The sequence below is a fragment of the Methylorubrum zatmanii genome, assembly GCF_014845115.1.
Taxonomy (GTDB): Bacteria; Pseudomonadota; Alphaproteobacteria; order Rhizobiales; family Beijerinckiaceae; genus Methylobacterium; species Methylobacterium zatmanii.
Genome location: NZ_NKUI01000165.1, coordinates 1 through 15836 on the forward strand (window position 1 = coordinate 1; position 15836 = coordinate 15836).

The window sequence follows — 15836 nt, forward strand, 5'->3', positions numbered from 1 at the left end:
GCCGTGCGCCGGAGGCGCACCCTCCCCTCGCCTGGAGCCGCCGCCCATGACGGAGTCCCCGACTTGCCCCGCCGGACAGGGGCACGCCGCCCCTGCCGGCGCCCGCCGCGCCACCGGCCCGGACGTCCGGGCGCGGCAAGGCCCGGCCATCCTCCGCCTCTGGCGCGTGGTGCCCGCGACCGGGCTCCGGCCGGCCACGGCCGAGGCGCTGCTGGCCACGCTCCGGACCTGCGCGCCGCCCACCCGCCATCGCTCCTGGGGCGAGGCCCTCGACGGCGACGCCGCCGCCCTGACCCGCGTCGCGGTCACGGTCCTGCGGGTCTGCGGCCCGGAGAGCCGCCTGACGGACCTCGTCGCGAGCGCGCTCCTCGCGCAGGCGCTGCGGGGCGAGCCGGCCGCCGCGGCGCTGCTCGCGCACGCCCTGCGCCGGCTCGGCGAGCGTCGCCCGGGCGAGCCCCACCTCGCCCGGCTCGCCGCGTCCTGGGACGCCTGGGCGCCCCCGCCCGGGGACCGAGCACCGGGGGCCGCCGCGGGCGCTCCCGCCCGCGCCGCGCCGGAAGGGCGCGGCGACCGGTCCCGTCCCCCCGCCGGAAAGGAACGCGGCTTGCGCCTCTGGATCCTGTCTGACCTGCACCGCGACGTCGGCCTGCCCTGGACGCCCGCCGAGATCCCGGACGCCGACGTGGCGGTCGTGGCCGGCGACGTTCGGGAGGGCCTGGTCGAGAGCGTCACCTGGCTCGCGCACGTCATCCGCCCGCACATGCCGGTGGTGTGCGTGGCCGGGAACCATGAATTCTATCGGCGGACCTTCGTCGAGGAGCTCGCGCGCGGGCGGGCGGTCGCCGCGAACCTCGGCGTGCACCTGCTGGAGGACGACACCGTCGTGATCGGCGGCGTCCCCTTCTCGGGATGCACGCTCTGGACCGACTACGACCTCGACGGCCCCGACCTGCGCGCCGCCTCCATGGAGGATGCCCGCCGGGGCATGAACGACCATCGGCTGATCAGCTTCCAGACCAAGCCCCGGTGGATGCGCTTCCGGCCGGAGGAGGCGCTCGCCGTCCACCGGGTCTCGCGGGCCTACCTGGAGGGCGCACTGGCCGCTCCCGCGGCCGCGCCGCGTCGGCCGCACGTCGTGGTGACCCACCACGCGCCGAGCGCCCGCTCCGTCGCGCCCGCCTTCCGAGGCAAGCCCCTCAACCCGGCTTTCGCCTCGCGGCTCGACGCCTTCGTCGAGCAAGCCGGCCCGACCCTCTGGGTGCACGGCCACACCCACGCGTCGATGGACTACCGGCTCGGCGAGACGCGGGTGCTCTGCAATCCGAAGGGCTACGGCGGCGAGAATCCCGCCTTCGACCCGGCCCTGGTCGTGGAGGTCTGACGCCGCCAAGCCCGCGGATCGACGGCGGTTCCGCATGCCCCGCGTCCGGCGGGCGCGCCGCCCTGCCCCCGCGCGTCCTTCACCCCCTTTCCCCGGGAGCCCGATGACGAAGATCCCGCCCAACCTCGCGCGCCCGGTCGTCCCGAGGCGGCTTCCGCGCGGCCTGTGCGCGGGACCTGTCCCGGAGGGGCGCGACGCTGCCTCGCCGCGCCGGCTCGCGGCCGATGCGGCGGCCGCGTCGGCGCTCGGCACGGTCGGCACGGCGCGGGCCTCGAACCCCGAGGCCCCGGAATTCCCGCGGCCGGCGCCGGTTCTGCCGCCCCCGGACGGCGTCGCGATCCAGGCGTTGCGCCGACGCGGCGGCTTGGTCCGCCGGTCGCGCCCGGCTGCCGAGGCCGTGCCGCGCGTGCGGGAGCGCGGCCGGGGGTCGCTCGGGACGAGCCCGCTGACGGCGCCGCCCCCTGCGCCCGCGCTGGAAACGCCCCCGCGGGGCCGGCCGGGCCCGCTCCCCGCGCGCCCGCCGTTGCCGGTGGGCCCCGGGCACGCCGGTCGGGCGCCGGAGACCGCGCGCGGGCCCGGCGGCGGCGGGACGCCCGCGGGGATGCGCCTGTGGATCCTCTCGGACCTGCGGGTCGATCGGGCGCCCTACGAGCTTCCGCACCCTCTGCCGGAGTTCGACGCGCTGCTCGTCGCCGGCGACGTCTGCACCGGCATCGAGGCCGCGTTGGCTTGGCTCGCCCGGGCGCTGGACGGGCGCCAGGGAAGCCGGCCCGTGGTGATGGTGCCGGGCAACGCGGAGTACTGGTCCGACGTCCCCATGGTCGAGGCGCTCGCCCGGGGCCGCGCCCTGGCGCGGGAGCTCGGTCTCCATCTCCTCTCGGACGCCTGCGTACGCCTCGACGACGGCCACGGCCGCGGCGTGCACGTGGTCGGCGCAACCTTGTGGACGGACTGGGCCCTGCATGGGCCGGCCCGCGCCCGCCTCGCGCGAGGGTATGCCCGGCATCACTGGCCGGATGCCCGCCGCATCCGCCTGCGCGCCGGCCGTGACTGGTCGCCACCGGACGCCGCCGGGGCCCACGCCCGCTCGCGCGCCTACCTGGAGGACGCGCTCGGCTCCATCGCCTACCAGGAGGTCGGCTTCCGGGCGACCGCGACGTCCGTCGTCACCGGCGTCGCGCGCGGGGACCGCGCCGTGGTGTTGACCCACCATGCCCCGTCGCGCCGCTCCCTGGCCGCGGATTGGCCCGGCTGGCTCGGCGACGAGTGGGTCGCCGCCGCCCTCGTCTCCGACCTCGAACCGCTGATGAGCGGCTGGGGCGCCCCGAGCCTCTGGGTCCACGGTCACGTCCCGAGCCGCGCCGACTACAGGCTGGGCCGGACCCGCGTCGTGGCGAACCCCACACCGGGGCGGTACCGGGGCCCATCAGCACGGCCTGACGGCCGCGGTTGCCATGCGGGCCCCACCCGAGCTCCCACGTGAGCCCGGCTCCCCTACACCGGTTCCGGCGCCATCGGCCGACAGGATCCGGCGTGGTCACCCGATGACGGGACGGGCGCCCGCCCGGGCCGGAACCGCGGCGCCCGGGTTCCGGGTTGCGGCCCGGGACCCGCCACGTGGGCCCATGCCCGGTCGGTGGCTACGGCTAGCAAGAGCCGCCGCCGCACCCGATCTCCGTGCAGGCCACCACGCCCCGGGCGGTGTCGGCCACGAGCTCCTCGGTGAGGCGTAGCAGGCTCTCGACGCGCGGGTCGCTGAGGCGGTAGCGCACGAAGCGCCCCTCCTGCTCGCGCAGGACCAGCCCGCAATCGTACAGGCAGCCCAGGTGGTTCGAGACGTTCGACTGCGTCAGCCCCGTGGCCTGCACGATCTCCGACACGCTCAGCGCCCCGGGGCGCAGCGCCTCCAGGATGACGAGGCGCGAGGGATCGGACAGGCCGCGGCAGAGCTTGGCCATGTGTTCGGCCTTCCGGCGCAGGGCCGCCGGCGCAGCGCTGCGCTGGGGTCGAGCACGCCGCCCGGGCAGGAGGGTCTGGTCTTCAGCCATGCTTGGACATCGTCATTCGCTGATATGTGGCGCGACGCCTCTCGATCCCCAGCCCGGCCAGCCCGTGCGGCGCGTCGATGCCGGGTCTCCACCATGTGGAGCCGCACAAGCGCGCCTCGTCAGCCGATCCGGCCGAGGGCTGGCCAGGTTTCCAGCAGCCAGGAGCCGATCTCGGTCAGGCGGCCCGTCATCATGGCGAGCCCCATGCCGATCATCACCCCTCCGGCCGCGAGATTGAGGAGCCGCCCGAACCGGCCGAGGCCCCGCCCGAGGCCGAGCAGCCGGTCGGTGAACAGCGTGGCCAGCAGGAACGGCAGCCCGAGCCCGAGCGAGTAGGCGGCGAGCAACACCAGGCCGCCCGCGCCGGCGGTGACGGTGGTCACGGCGAGGATCGACCCGAGCACGGGTCCGATGCAGGGTGTCCAGCCGAAGGCGAAGGCCAGGCCGAGGAGGTAGGCCCCGCCGGGCCCGCCGCCGGCAAGCGCCCCGTGGTAGCGCAGGTCGCGTTGCAGGGCCGGGAGCCGCAGGACGCCCGTCGTCACCAGGCCGAAGAGGAGGATGACGGCGCCGCCGATGATGCCGGCCTCAGACCGGTAGGACAGGACGAGCCGGCCCAGCGCCGTGGCGCCGGCGCCCAGAAGGACGAACACGGTCGAGAAGCCGAGCACGAAACACAGCCCGAGGGGGAGCGCGCGGACGGCCGGACCGGCTCGCGCGCCGCTCCTGGCTTGGCCGGCGAGTGACCGGCCAGCCACGAAGGAAACGTAACCCGGCACCAGCGGCAGCACGCACGGGGACAGGAACGAGACCGCGCCGCCGGCAAAAGCGGTCAGCAGACCCGCCGTCGAGACCTCAGGCACCGGCGCGCTCCACGGCCGCGTCCGACGCGATCCGGCCGTCGCGGACGTTGACGAGCCGCTGCGCCCTCGCGGCCACGGCCGGGCTGTGGGTCACCATGACGAGGGTCCGTCCGTGGCGGTGAAGCGCGGCCAGCCGGTCGAGGACGTCCGCCTCGGCGGTCGAGTCCAGGTTCCCGGTCGGTTCGTCGAGAAGCAGGAGATCCGGGTCGTTGGCGAGCGCCCGGGCCAGGGCGACGCGTTGTTGCTGGCCCCCGGAGAGCTGGCCCGGCAGATGGCCGGCCCGGTCGGCGAGCCCCACTTGGTCCAGGAGGTCGAGCCCCTTGCCGCGTGCCCGGGACGCGGGCCAGCCGCCGAACCAGAGGGCGGTCTGAACGTTTTCGAGCGCGGTCAGGTGCGGCAGCAGATTGAAGAACTGGAACACGAAGCCGATCTTGCGCGCTCTCACCGCGGCGAGGCGGCGTGCGCTCAGGCGGGACAACTCCTCCCCATCGAGATGGACCTTCCCGCTCGTCGAGCGGTCGAGGCCGCCCATCAGGTGCAGCAGCGTGCTCTTGCCATGGCCGGAGGGCCCGACGACCGCGACCCAACTGCGCCGCTTGATCGCGAGCGACGCCTCGTCCAGGGCCACCGCCGCCGCCTCGCCGCGGCCGTAGACCCGGGAGACCTTCTCCAAGCGGACCAGCGCATCTGCCTCAGACATGTCGGATCGCATCCATCGGTGTGAGCCGCGCCGCGCGCCAAGCCGGATAGAACCCGGCGAGCAGCGCCAAGGCGACGGAGAACGCCAGCACGCCCGCCATCGTCCCGGGGTCGAGCGCCGGCGTGGGCGATTGGCGCAGGGCCGCCGTGAAGGGATTGTCGGCAAGGGACGGCCCGATCCGGTAGGCCGCCAGCACGCCGAGGCCGAGGCCGATCAGCCCTCCGAGCCCGCCGTAGAGACCGGATTCCAGGAGGAAGCCGATGAACAGCGTGCGCCGGGTTCCCCCGATGGCCTGCAGGATGCCGATCTCGCGCCGCCGCTCGTAGACGGCCGTCATGAGCGTGTTGGCGATGCCGAAGGCGGCGGCCACCACGCCGACGATGGCGACCGCCTGCATCGCCGCGCCGACGGTGCCGACGATGGAGAGGACCGAGCTCACGAGCTGCTTGTCCGACACCACGGCGACGTTGGCCGCCTCCTGGATGCGCAGGCTGATCTCGTCCGCCCGCTCCAGGTCGTCGACCTGCACGGCGACGAAGGAGACCTTGCCCTCGGTCTCGTAGATGCGCTGGACGACGGCGAGCGGCGCGAAGGCGGCGACGTCGTCCTTGGTTCCGGTCGTGTCCAGGACGCCGACGACCGGGAGCGGGCGGCCGCGGACGGTGAAGGTCTCCCCCGGCCGCAGCCCGAACTGCTGGGCGATGGCCGCGCCGATGACCACGCCTGCCTCGTCGGGTCCCTGGAAGTAGCGTCCCTGGCCCACGCGCCAGCCTTGGAGCGCCCGCATCGCCGTCGGCTGGATGCCGATCAGCGGCACCGGGCGGTTCCGGAAGGCCGTGCGCTGGTTCAGGTAGGGCACGGCCGTCCGCACCCCCGGCACCGCCGCGATCTTGGCGAGTTCCGTCATCGCGATGGCTTCCGGCAACTGCTCGCCGGTGAGAACCGAGATCTGCTCGTAGGCGCACCAGCCCTTCGGGGTGACGACGAGGTTCGCCCCCAGCCCCTGCGCCTGGCGCCGGATCTCCTGGGTCAGGCCCTGGCCGAGCGTGAGAAGGGCCACGAAAGCCGCGATGCCGACGGCCACGCCCGCCAGCGTGAACGCGAAGCGGCCGGGCCGGCGGACGAGATTGCGCCAGACAAGGGTTCCGAGATTCACGCTGCGTCTCCCGCCGAGCCTGCCGTCGTGCCGCCAGGGCGCGTCATTGGAACTGACCGTGGTTCTTCAGGCCGGTCACCCGGAAATACGGGTGCCGGTCGCCCTGGACGAGCTCGCCTTCCAGGTCGACCTCGTCCCAGCGCGCAACCGGCATCGCGGTCTCCGCGCTGACCGGCAGGTAGAACTTCGCGCAGTTCGTCGATTTGCAGATCTTGGCCTCGCGGGCATCCACAACCACGAACTTGCGGGGGCTGGTGCCCTCGGCTCTGGCGACGACCGCGCGCAGCGTGATGCCGCCCTTATAGTTGAAGGGATCCGCGGCGATGTCATCGACCTGGAGCGCGCCGGGCGGGAGCGGCCGGGGCGTGCCGCCCAGCCCAGCGAGGACGTTTCCGGTCGCGCCCCGGGTGTTGGCCCAGAGGGCTCCTCCCAGGACGGCGATGCCGACGGCCGTGAGCGTCGCGAGCGCGAGCCGGGACGTGCGCGAGGGGGGTGTTGCCGCGTTCATGAGGTCCTTCCTCTCTGTTGGGCGATGGCATTTCTCAGGATGGCCTCGATCCGCGGCCCGTCCCATTCCGCCGGCCCGACGAAGCGGCCGATCTCATGGCCGTCCCGGTCGAACAGGAGGGTGGTCGGCAGCCCCGCGGCCCCGACCTGCGGCAGGACGGCTCCCGCGCTGTCGAGGAACACCGACAGGTGCCGCACGCCGGCGGTTTCGTAGAACCGGCGCACGACCGCGGCGCCGCCCCGGTCCACGGACAGGGCGACGACCTGGAAGTCCGGCCCGCCGAGCTTGGCTTGCAGACGGTCCAGCGCCGGCATCTCGTGGCGGCAGGGCAGGCACCAAGTCGCCCAGAGATTGACGAGAACGACCTGGCCGCGGAAATCCGCCAGGCGAGCCGGATGTCCCTCGCCGTCCACGAACGCCAGCAAGGCGGGGGAACCGGGGCCGGCGACCTTCGACCAGAGCGCCCCGCCGGCGAGGAGCAGGACAGCGGGGACCAGCCACGCCAGGCGCCGGGTTGCCGGCCGCTTCAGGCTCTCCATGCGGGTCTGGCTCATGCCCGCGCCTCGGTCGCGCGCGGCACGGCTGGGTCTTGGTCAAGCCGAAGTGGCGGGCATCCGGGCTTGTCGGGACCGCCCCCGCCGGGCCGCGCGCCGGACCTCGGACGTAAGAGGCGGGCCGAGTTCGCGAGAATTCCGAAATCGGGTCCCGCCTGCGCGGCGGCTGCCAGCGTCGGCGGCAGGAGGCCGGACGCCGCGAGGCTGAGGCCGGTCAGGTTGTAGACGACCGTGAAGCCGAGGTTGAACCGCACGGCCCTCATGGTGCGCCGCGCGATGCGGACCACCTCGGGCACGAGGGTCCAATCCTCGCGCATGAGCGCGACATGCGAGGCCTCCAGGGCGACGCCGCTGCCCGCGGCGCCCATCGCGATGCCGACGTCGGCCTGGGCCAGCGCCGGTGCGTCGTTGACGCCGTCGCCGATCATCACGACGACGTGCCCGCGGCTCTGGTACTCCTTGACGACCGCGATCTTCTCCTCCGGCAACAGGTCGGCGCGGTAACCCAGGCCGAGCGGTCCGGCGAGCGCAGCGGCGGTGCGAGCGTTGTCGCCCGTCACCAGCTCGAAATGCCGGATGCCGAGCGCCCGCAGCGCGGCGAGGGCGGCCGGCACCGCGGGCCGCTCGGTGTCCGTCGCCGCCAGAACCCCGACAGGGCTGCCATCGCAGGCCACGACCACGAGCGTCTTGCCCGCCGCTTCCAGATCGGCCATCCGCGGCGGTATGTTAAATCCTTCCGGCAGCAGGCGTCTGCCGCCCACGGTGACCGTCGCGCCCGCGATACGCGCCCGCACGCCGTGGCCGGGCATGGCCTCGAAGTGCTCGGGCTCAGCCGGACAGAGCTGGCGTTCGGCCGCCGCCGCTCGCACCGCCTCGGCCAGGGGATGTTCGGAGTAGCGTTCCGCGCCCGCCGCCATCCTCAGCAACCGCTCCTCGCCCGGAGCGCCCGATCCATCGAACGGCACGACGTCCGTGATCCGAGGCCGGCCGAACGTCAGCGTGCCGGTCTTGTCGAGCAGCACCACGTCGGCCCTGGCGAGAGCCTCCAGGTAGCGCCCACCCTTGATCAGGAGACCGCGCCGGGCGGCGCTGCCGATCGACGCGATCATGGCGACGGGCGTGGCCAGCGCGAACGAACAGGAGCAGGCCACCATCAGCACCGCCGCGGTCGCGAGCGCGTTTCCACTCACGAAGAAGGTGGCGGTCGCGACGGCGATGACGACGGGCAAGTACCAGGTCGCGAACGTGTCCGCGATGCGCTGCACGTCGGCGCGGTGTCGGTCGGCCTCCTCGACCATCTTGATGACCCGGCCGAAGGTCGTGTCGACGCCGATGGCGGTCGCTCGGACACGCAGGGCGCCGAGTTGAGCGAAGCTCGCCGCGAAGACGCGCGCGCCGGGGCCCGCTTCGACCGGCATCGACTCGCCGGTGATCGAGGCCTGGTTCACGGTGGCCTGTCCGGCGATGACCTCGCCGTCGACGGGAACCTTCTCGCCCGGGCGCACGACCACGGTCTCGCCGATCCGCACCTCGGCGACCGGCACTTCGATCTCGGACCCGTGGCGCTCGACCCGGGCTTTTTCGGGAGCGAGGCTGGTCAACTCCCTGACGGCGCGGCGTGCGCGCTCGGCGGTGAAATGCTCGACGTAATCGGCGAGCCGCATGAAGAACACGACGATGATCGCGGCCGGCCAAGCGCCCGTGAGCACGGCGGCGCCGAGGCCGACCGTCATGAGGGTGTGCGAGGTCACCCGCCGCCTGAACGCGGCGCGCAGGACGGAACGGAAGATCGGGTAGCCGCCGAGGAGGACCGCCGCGAGCCAGAGCGGCCATGCGACAAACCCGGACAGCCGGTCCAGGAGACCGGACCATTCGGCGAAGACCACGAACCCGACGACAGCCCCCAGGGTCGCGCCGAAGGCGGCGAGCAGACCGGCCGAGAAGCTGGCCATCGTGTTCTGCAGCGCAGGGTCGCGCGCGGCCGAAACGGCGCCGCAGCCGTCGCCGCACCCGCATGCCGGGGCGTCGGCGGCGTCGTGGCCCGGTCGTTCGCTCAGCATGGCTCGGCCTCCGCGCGCGGGGCCGGTATCGGGGCGACACCCCGTGCGGTGCCGGCCGGCCCTGCTTCCGGCAAGCGCAGCGCGACCGCGCCGCCCGGGTCGCGCAGGTCCCGCGGCCGGGCGCTCGGATCCGGTGTCGCCGTGCGGTGCGTCACACCCGCGTGTTTCTGGGCGCCGATGCGGCGGGCAGGGGTATTCGGGGCCATTCACGAAACCGTGCGGAGGGGTGGGGACGAGCGCCCGGACGGGTTCGCCCCCTCAGGAACCGAGCATGGGGGCGATGATTTTTTCGATGTCCTCCATCGAAAGGTTCCCAGCGTACCTTTGTCCGTTGATGAAAAAAGTCGGCGTTGAACTCACCTTGAAGGTCTCGGTGGCGCGCCGCCTCACGGCGCTGACCGACGCGTATAACTTCTGATCTTTGAGGCAGGACTCGAATTTTTCTTGTTGAAACCCAGCTTGCCGCAGGATCGCCTGCAGATCGTCCAGGGGCTTGGCAGTGAAAGCCCAGTCCTTCTGATGATCGAAGAGTAGATCGGTGACCGGGTAATAGCTTGCATGGCCCTTGCAGCGGGCCAGCATGAATCCGGCGGTCGCCAGGGGGTCCAGCGGAAACTCGCGCAGGATGAAGCGCACCTTCCCCGTGTCGATGTAGCGCCGCTTCAGCTCCGGGTACGTCTCTCGGTGAAATGCCGCACAATGGCCGCATGTCAGGGACGCGTATTCGACAATCGTCACCCTGGCGTCCGGCGACCCGAGCACGACATCCCCGAGCGGCCCCGCCTCGGCGAGTTCCCGGGCCGATACGTTTTGTGCAAGGGCCGGCTTCACGGTTGCCGAGGCCGAGGCTATCAACAGCAGCCGAAGTGCTCCGCGTCGGTTCATCGCAATTCGCTTCCTCGGCAGATGCTTGGATGCGGCTCGCCCGGTCTGCGGAATGGGGCCTGGCGGGCGCTGGGATGCATGACGGTCAGCACGAAGCCCTGTCGCATTCGCGGATGTTCGCGATGGCCCGCTGCAGCGCTTCGACGCCCACCGCGCCCGCGATGATGCCGTCGTTGAGGACGAACGCCGGGGTCCCCGTTATGCCGAGCTGGTCGGCCAGGGCGGCATTCTCCCGGAGCACGGTCGCGACCGCCTCGTCCTGCATGTCCTTCCGCAGCTTCCCGGGATCGAGCCCGAAGTCCTTGGCGACCGCGAGGGCGCGTTCCCCATCGGCGCGGCCTCGCGTTTCCATCAGCTTGTCATGGAACTCTCGGAGCTTGCCTGCGGGCAGTCCCCGCTTCGCGGCGATTGCGACGCGGCTGGCGTCGGTCGAGGCCGCCCCGAGAACCGGGAACTCCTTGAGGACCACCCGCAGCTTCGGATCGCTCTTGACCAGGGCGTCCACATCGCTTCTCGCCTTTCGACAGTACGGGCAATTGTAATCGAAAAACTCCACGAGCGTGACGTCGCCGGCCGGATTGCCGATAACGTAATCGTTTGCGGAGTTGACCAGCTTACCGCGCGCTTCGCGCAGTGCGACAGCTTGTGTCGCCTTCTGCGCCTCCTGCTGGCGGCGCTCAAGCTCGGTCAAGGCCTCCTGAACCACGTCCGGGTTCTTCAGCAGATACTCCCTGATGACCGCTTCGATGGCCGGCCGCTGCTCCGCGCTCAGGATGCCGGACTGACCCTGAGCGACGGCCGGAGCGGAGGCGAGCAACCCGATGAGGGCGAGGCGAAACGGGATCATGAGTGCCGAATGGCTCCTTCCGACCGGCCCCGACCGAGGGGCTTGCGGTACCGATCATCTCATCATATTGCCATGTGCTGATATGTCTGGCAAGCGCCTGGCTCGGGCGGCGCGCCGGCACACCCCGGCCGCGCGATCCTGGGGTGTCAGGCCGTCCTATGCGGAGATCCCGAAACGCGATGTCACGTTCAACGACGGCGACGGTGATACCGCAGGGGCGGCGCCGTTCACGCGGACGGAAGCACCGGAGCCATGGAGCGGTACCCTCGCGCCCGACCAGCGGCTCGCCTGCGTGACGAGGCTCTGCCGCACCTGAAGTTTGGAGACGGCCTCTCATGACCCCATCGGCCCGCCCGGCGCGGATCGGCATTCTGACGGTCTCGGACCGTGCGAGCTCAGGCGGCTACGCGGACGCGAGCGGGCCGGCCATGCATGCCGTCCTGGCGGAAATCCTCGCCTCTCCCTGGGAGGCGGTCGCGCGCACCGTGCCGGACGGCGTCGAGAGCGTGCGTGACGCCCTGATCCGGCTCGTGGACGACGCGCACTGTGACCTGGTCCTGACCACCGGCGGGACGGGGCCGGCGCCCCGCGACCTCACCCCCGAGGGTACCGAGGCCGCCTGCGACAGGATGATGCCCGGCTTCGGCGAACTGATGCGGCGGCGCGGCCTGGATCAGGTGCCGACCGCCATCCTGTCGCGGCAGACGGCGGGCCTGCGCGGCAAGGCGCTGATCGTGAACTGTCCCGGGCGTCCCTCGTCCATCCGCGTCAGCCTGCTCGCCGTATTCCCGGCCATCCCGTATTGCCTGGACCTGATCGGGGCAGCGCGTATCGAGACGGATCCGGCCGTGGTGCAGGCGTTCCGGCCGACTTAACCCGCCGGAGACCGCCCGGTCTGCCACGGTTCTCCCCTCTCCTTGCGATGGCGGCATCGATGGCGCAGAGGGCATTGAGGGACTGCCCACCGAGCAAGGCCCGGTGGCCTGTCGCGACGCGTGAGAACGGGTACGCGTACCGGATGACCGCCGTCGCGGGCTCCAGGCCGATCAGGTCCCGCCGCCGCAAGCGTCCCAGGCGGGCTCGCGCATGATCCTCGGCGACGCCCACCGTGGCGGCGATGGCGCCAGGGTGGACGTCCCCGTGCCGCGTAGAGGCGGCGGACGGCGCGCCAGAGCCGATCCTCATCGGCCTCCAGCGGACGCGCTTACGCCTCGATCAAGCTGGACCGCGCAGCCGTCGCCGGGCGAGCGCGGCCCGCGCGCCAGGCGAGACAGCGGCCGACCATTCCGGGCGGAGCACGCCCGGCCTGATCTCGACGGCAGAACGCTGCGGTCTCGCCTGCAGGTCGGAAGACATCCCCCTGCGGATCCTGGGCATCCCGGTTAACCGGCGCAGCAGGACAATTTCCTGACGTCCCTGTCGAAGGTCTGGGCCGCGAGCTTGAGACCCTCGACGGTGGTCAGGTATGGGAAGATCGTCTCCGCGAGCGCGTCGATGGTCAGCCCGCCGCGGATGGCCATCGCCGCCGTCTGGATGCTGTCCGCGCCCTCGGGGGCCAGGATATGCGCTCCCAACAGCTGCCGGGTCGCGCGATCCGCCACGAGCTTGATCAGCCCGCGCGTGTCGCGCGCCGCGAGCGCGCGGGGCACGTTGTCGAGCGTGAGCACCGAGGTGCGCACGTCGTACCCGGCCGCCCGGGCCTGCACCTCGGTGAGGCCGACGCTTCCGACCTGAGGGTCGGTGAACACCACGGCCGGCATCGCCCTGTTGTCGTAGCGCAGGCTGTCGCCGTTGAGGGCGTTCTTGGCGGCCAGTTTCGCGCCGTAGGCCGCCATGTAGACGAACTGGTCCTTCCCGGTGACGTCGCCGGCAGCGTAGATGCCCGGCTTCGAGGTGCGCATGCGGTCGTCGACCACGATGGCGCCCGTCGGCGTCTGGGCGACACCCGCGTCGGCGAGACCGAGGTCCTCGGTATTCGCGGTGCGCCCGGTCGCCGCCAGGATCCGCTCGGCCGTGACGGTCTCCCGGCGGCCGTCCCGCCAGAACGTAAGGCTCACGCCACCCTCCGTCCTGTCCACGGCCTCGTAGGACAGGCCGCCCAGAACGGCGATGCCTTCGCCGGCCAGATAGCCGGCGAGGGCCTCCCCGATCTCCGGCTCCGCCGCGGGCAGGAGCCGGCTGCGGCAGACGAGCGTCACGGCGACCCCGACCCGCGCGAAGGTCTGCGCAAGCTCCGCGCCGATGTAGCCGCCGCCGAGGACGATCATCGAGCGCGGAAGTTCGGTGAGGGCAAGCGCCGCGGTGCTGTCGAGGGGCGAGGCGTCGGCAAGGCCGGGAATGTTCGGCATGGCCGGGCGCGTGCCCGTGGCGATGAGGATGCGATTCGCCGCGAAATGCCGGCCCCCTGCCTCGACCCCGCCGGCGACGAGGCGCGCGCGACCCTCGTGGTAGGACACGTTGTTGTAGGCCGGCAGGAGGTCCGCGTACTTCGCCTGGCGCAGGCCCTGCACCAGGGCGTCCTTCTGGGCGACCTGGGCGCGCCAGTCGGTCACCCGAGCCTGGGCCTGGATGCCCGCGAACCGGCCGCCCGCGGTGTTGGCATGGTGCACGGTCTCCGCGGCCCGGATCAGGGCCTTCGAGGGGACGCAGCCCACGTTCACGCAGCTGCCGCCCAACGTGCCGTGCCCGATGAGGGCGACCTGTGCGCCCTGCTCGGCGGCCGTGATCGCGGCCGAGAACCCGGCCGAACCGGCGCCGACGACGACGAGGTCGTAGGGGCCGCTGCCGTTGTTCCCGCGCGGGGTGCTGCAGCAATCGCTCATGATCTCAGCTTCCGTGTGTGTTCGTCCGCGCCGCGGCACTCGGATGCCGCCGGACGCGTGGAGGTGTTGAACCGATCGGGCTTGATCCCGGCTGAGCTGCCCAGGACGAGGATTGGCGGGACCGGGACACCGTCGGCCCCGGTGGCCCCGGCCGCGAGACCGCCCGATCCTGGGACGGCCACCGGGATGGGCGTCGCGCGCCAGGGCGCGGCCGGGCAGGCGCCGGCTCGAAGGAGATGGCGGTCGCCAGAATGATGTCCCGGGCCTCGTCAGCGCGCCTGAGCGGGGCTGCCGGTGATGTCGGCGGCCGCGTTCCTCACCTCCTTCACGGAGGACGGGTACCCGGCGTTGGTGGCCGCCCCGGACAGGGCCTCGGCCGTGACCTTGTCGTCGTCGAAGGTCACGGTGGCCGTGGCCGTGCCGCCACGTTCGACGACCGTGACCTGGGTCACCCCGTCGAGGCGCGACAACGTCTTCTTGACGATGGGCGCGCAGGTGACGCAGCTCACGTTCTGGACGTCGAGAATGGCCGTGCGCGGGGCGGCGAAGGCGCCACCGGCCGGCGCCAGGACCGATCCGGCGATGAGGGCGCGAAGCAAGATCTTCATAGTGATCTCCTGGGTAAGGACGGTGAGGGTCAGACGAACAGGGGGGCGGTGTAGGGGAAGGTCACGGCCGCCAGGACGAGTGCGGCGGCAATCCACAGCCCGATCCTGGCGAGACGGCCCGAGCCGGGCCGCGCGCACGCGCCGGCATCCGCGCAGGCCGCCGGCCGGCGGTAGGCCCGCCAGAACCCGAAGCCAAGGAACGCCACCGCCGCGGCGATGAAGACGGGCTGGTAGCGCGCGAGCGCGGTCAGGTTGCCGATCCAGGCCCCGCTGACGCCGAGGCTGAAGAGTGCGAGGGGCAGGATGCAGCAGGAGGAGGCTCCGAGCGCGGCGAGGATGCCGCCGACGGCAGCGATCCTCTGCCCGTCCCCTTCGGCCTCGCTGCGCGGTGCGACCGTGCTCTCGCATGGAGCCGTGCCAACCAACTTGTCCATGTGGGATCCTTTCGATGTCCGGATTGTGCAACCTGTAGCGACTACAGGTGCAAGCGCTGATTTGGGCCGTTCACGTGTTCCTCGCTCCGGCCTCGGGACGGCTCTGCGGGCTGCCCCGGTGGGATCGGGTCCAGGATGAGGGATCGGCCCGTCCGGCCCGGTCACCACGCGACGGTAGAAGCAGCTGGAGCGGCCGGTGTGACAGGACCCTGCTCGACCGGCCAGGCGAACCCTCAGCCAGATCGCGTCCTGGCCGCAGTCCACCCGGATCTCCTGGACGTGTTGGACCTGCCCGCTCGTCGCGCCCCTGTGCCAGAGGCGCTGCCGGGACCGGCTCCAGAACCACGCCTCACCGGTCTCGATGCTCCTGTGGAGCGCGGCGGCCTTCATCCAGGCCAGCATCAGGACGGCGCCGGAGCCCGCGTCGGTGGCAACGGCCGGAAGCAGCCCGGCGCCGCCGAAGCGTGGCAATAGCGCGGCGCATTCCTCGCGGGCGATGGTCTCGCCAGAGTGGAACATGCGTCGCCCTCGGTCTTGCCCGTGCCGGGTCGCCGCCGGCGGACCTGCGGCCCCGTCCACGACCCGGCGAAGACCCGAGAGTCGCTCACCGGTTGCCGCCCTCGGGCCGGTGACGCCCGATCCCGTTCGAGCGGGCGAGGGCGAACCAGACGGCGCCGTCCGGATCGACTGCGATCCCGTTCGGTGCCTTGAGGCCGCCCAGACCGATCTCGCTGAGCCGTCCGCCCGGGGACAGACGGCTGAGCCGTCCGCCACAATGCTGCGTCACCCACAGCGCGTCGCTGCTGGCCGCGATGCCGCAGGGAGACCTCGTGCCCGTACAACGGGCAGGGTGGCCGTCCTCGGAAACGGAACCAGGCGCGCACGATGCGAGCGTAAACTCGGTCACGCTGCCGTCTGTCGTGATCCGACCGATGGCATCCGCCGCAGCCTCGGTGAACCACAGGGCGCCGTC

At 72.4% G+C, this 15836-nt stretch carries 16 protein-coding genes and 1 pseudogene; 3 read left to right on the forward strand and 14 right to left on the reverse strand.

Features of this window, described 5'->3' with window-relative positions; translation table 11 throughout:
• The first annotated feature begins 46 nt into the window (after positions 1-46).
• Both MZTS_RS18970 and MZTS_RS18975 read left to right on the forward strand, forming a co-directional pair.
• Positions 47-1381: a metallophosphoesterase gene (locus MZTS_RS18970; RefSeq protein WP_012752974.1), complete on the forward strand. Its 1335-nt coding sequence runs from the start codon at positions 47-49 to the stop codon at positions 1379-1381.
• 103 nt (positions 1382-1484) lie between these two features.
• Positions 1485-2864, forward strand: coding sequence for a metallophosphoesterase family protein (locus tag MZTS_RS18975; protein WP_012752973.1), 1380 nt, complete (start codon positions 1485-1487; stop codon positions 2862-2864).
• Positions 2865-3027: 163 nt separating this feature from the next.
• Here MZTS_RS18975 and MZTS_RS18980 read toward each other — a convergent pair whose 3' ends face one another.
• From MZTS_RS18980 to MZTS_RS19020, 9 genes are all read right to left on the reverse strand, one after another.
• Positions 3028-3429 (reverse strand): ArsR/SmtB family transcription factor, encoded by a 402-nt coding sequence (locus tag MZTS_RS18980; RefSeq protein WP_009865682.1) that lies wholly within the window; start codon positions 3427-3429, stop codon positions 3028-3030.
• Between the two features lie 119 nt (positions 3430-3548).
• A complete protein-coding gene (locus tag MZTS_RS18985; protein ID WP_012752972.1) occupies positions 3549-4289 on the reverse strand; it encodes a cytochrome c biogenesis CcdA family protein in 741 nt (246 codons plus the stop codon).
• On the reverse strand, positions 4282-4989 hold the full coding sequence (locus tag MZTS_RS18990) for an ABC transporter ATP-binding protein (protein WP_012752971.1): 708 nt from the start codon (positions 4987-4989) through the stop codon (positions 4282-4284). Before MZTS_RS18990 ends, MZTS_RS18985 begins: the two co-directional genes overlap by 8 nt.
• Positions 4982-6145, reverse strand: coding sequence for an ABC transporter permease (locus tag MZTS_RS18995; RefSeq protein WP_012752970.1), 1164 nt, complete (start codon positions 6143-6145; stop codon positions 4982-4984). Before MZTS_RS18995 ends, MZTS_RS18990 begins: the two co-directional genes overlap by 8 nt.
• A gap of 43 nt (positions 6146-6188) precedes the next feature.
• Positions 6189-6653, reverse strand: a complete 465-nt coding sequence (locus MZTS_RS19000; protein WP_012752969.1) for a hypothetical protein — start codon at positions 6651-6653, stop codon at positions 6189-6191.
• Positions 6650-7207 carry a TlpA disulfide reductase family protein gene (locus MZTS_RS19005; protein ID WP_009863353.1) on the reverse strand — a complete coding sequence of 186 codons (558 nt, stop codon included), beginning with the start codon at positions 7205-7207 and terminating at the stop codon, positions 6650-6652. Before MZTS_RS19005 ends, MZTS_RS19000 begins: the two co-directional genes overlap by 4 nt.
• The gene (locus MZTS_RS19010; protein ID WP_343068804.1) at positions 7204-9477 is read right to left on the reverse strand and encodes a heavy metal translocating P-type ATPase; all 2274 of its coding nucleotides are present in this window, start codon (positions 9475-9477) and stop codon (positions 7204-7206) included. The genes MZTS_RS19005 and MZTS_RS19010 overlap by 4 nt, the downstream gene beginning before the upstream one ends.
• Positions 9478-9525: 48 nt before the next feature.
• Positions 9526-10152, reverse strand: coding sequence for a DsbA family protein (locus MZTS_RS19015; protein ID WP_012752966.1), 627 nt, complete (start codon positions 10150-10152; stop codon positions 9526-9528).
• A gap of 85 nt (positions 10153-10237) precedes the next feature.
• Positions 10238-10999: a DsbA family protein gene (locus tag MZTS_RS19020; protein ID WP_012752965.1), complete on the reverse strand. Its 762-nt coding sequence runs from the start codon at positions 10997-10999 to the stop codon at positions 10238-10240.
• 335 nt (positions 11000-11334) lie between these two features.
• Between MZTS_RS19020 and mog the strand changes: the two genes are divergently transcribed.
• On the forward strand, positions 11335-11874 hold the full coding sequence (mog, locus tag MZTS_RS19025) for a molybdopterin adenylyltransferase (protein WP_009864996.1): 540 nt from the start codon (positions 11335-11337) through the stop codon (positions 11872-11874).
• A gap of 507 nt (positions 11875-12381) precedes the next feature.
• Here mog and merA read toward each other — a convergent pair.
• The 5 genes and pseudogenes from merA to MZTS_RS25010 all read right to left on the reverse strand — a co-directional run.
• Positions 12382-13821, reverse strand: coding sequence for a mercury(II) reductase (gene merA, locus MZTS_RS19030; protein ID WP_012752963.1), 1440 nt, complete (start codon positions 13819-13821; stop codon positions 12382-12384).
• Between the two features lie 269 nt (positions 13822-14090).
• The gene (locus MZTS_RS19035; protein ID WP_012752962.1) at positions 14091-14429 is read right to left on the reverse strand and encodes a cation transporter; all 339 of its coding nucleotides are present in this window, start codon (positions 14427-14429) and stop codon (positions 14091-14093) included.
• A 29-nt stretch (positions 14430-14458) separates the two neighbouring features.
• Complete coding sequence (locus MZTS_RS19040) at positions 14459-14863, reverse strand: mercuric transporter MerT family protein (protein WP_009865694.1); 405 nt, start codon at positions 14861-14863, stop codon at positions 14459-14461.
• Positions 14864-15004: 141 nt separating this feature from the next.
• Positions 15005-15382 (reverse strand): annotated as a pseudogene (gene hisI, locus MZTS_RS19045) (phosphoribosyl-AMP cyclohydrolase); the annotation flags it as partial.
• A gap of 85 nt (positions 15383-15467) precedes the next feature.
• The coding region (locus MZTS_RS25010) for a Vgb family protein (protein ID WP_484502688.1) at positions 15468-15836 on the reverse strand (369 nt) is incomplete at its 5' end.

Excerpts from the sequence above, each read along its gene's own strand:
- MZTS_RS18970 (WP_012752974.1), top strand. The coding sequence starts at position 47 with ATGACGGAGTCCCCGACTTGCCCCGCCGGACAGGGGCACGCCGCCCCT.
- MZTS_RS18975 (WP_012752973.1), top strand. The coding sequence starts at position 1,485 with ATGACGAAGATCCCGCCCAACCTCGCGCGCCCGGTCGTCCCGAGGCGG.
- MZTS_RS18980 (WP_009865682.1), bottom strand. The coding sequence starts at position 3,429 with ATGGCTGAAGACCAGACCCTCCTGCCCGGGCGGCGTGCTCGACCCCAG.
- MZTS_RS18990 (WP_012752971.1), bottom strand. The coding sequence starts at position 4,989 with ATGTCTGAGGCAGATGCGCTGGTCCGCTTGGAGAAGGTCTCCCGGGTC.
- MZTS_RS19000 (WP_012752969.1), bottom strand. The coding sequence starts at position 6,653 with ATGAACGCGGCAACACCCCCCTCGCGCACGTCCCGGCTCGCGCTCGCG.
- MZTS_RS19005 (WP_009863353.1), bottom strand. The coding sequence starts at position 7,207 with ATGAGCCAGACCCGCATGGAGAGCCTGAAGCGGCCGGCAACCCGGCGC.
- MZTS_RS19015 (WP_012752966.1), bottom strand. The coding sequence starts at position 10,152 with ATGAACCGACGCGGAGCACTTCGGCTGCTGTTGATAGCCTCGGCCTCG.
- MZTS_RS19020 (WP_012752965.1), bottom strand. The coding sequence starts at position 10,999 with ATGATCCCGTTTCGCCTCGCCCTCATCGGGTTGCTCGCCTCCGCTCCG.
- mog (WP_009864996.1), top strand. The coding sequence starts at position 11,335 with ATGACCCCATCGGCCCGCCCGGCGCGGATCGGCATTCTGACGGTCTCG.
- merA (WP_012752963.1), bottom strand. The coding sequence starts at position 13,821 with ATGAGCGATTGCTGCAGCACCCCGCGCGGGAACAACGGCAGCGGCCCC.
- MZTS_RS19035 (WP_012752962.1), bottom strand. The coding sequence starts at position 14,429 with ATGAAGATCTTGCTTCGCGCCCTCATCGCCGGATCGGTCCTGGCGCCG.
- MZTS_RS19040 (WP_009865694.1), bottom strand. The coding sequence starts at position 14,863 with ATGGACAAGTTGGTTGGCACGGCTCCATGCGAGAGCACGGTCGCACCG.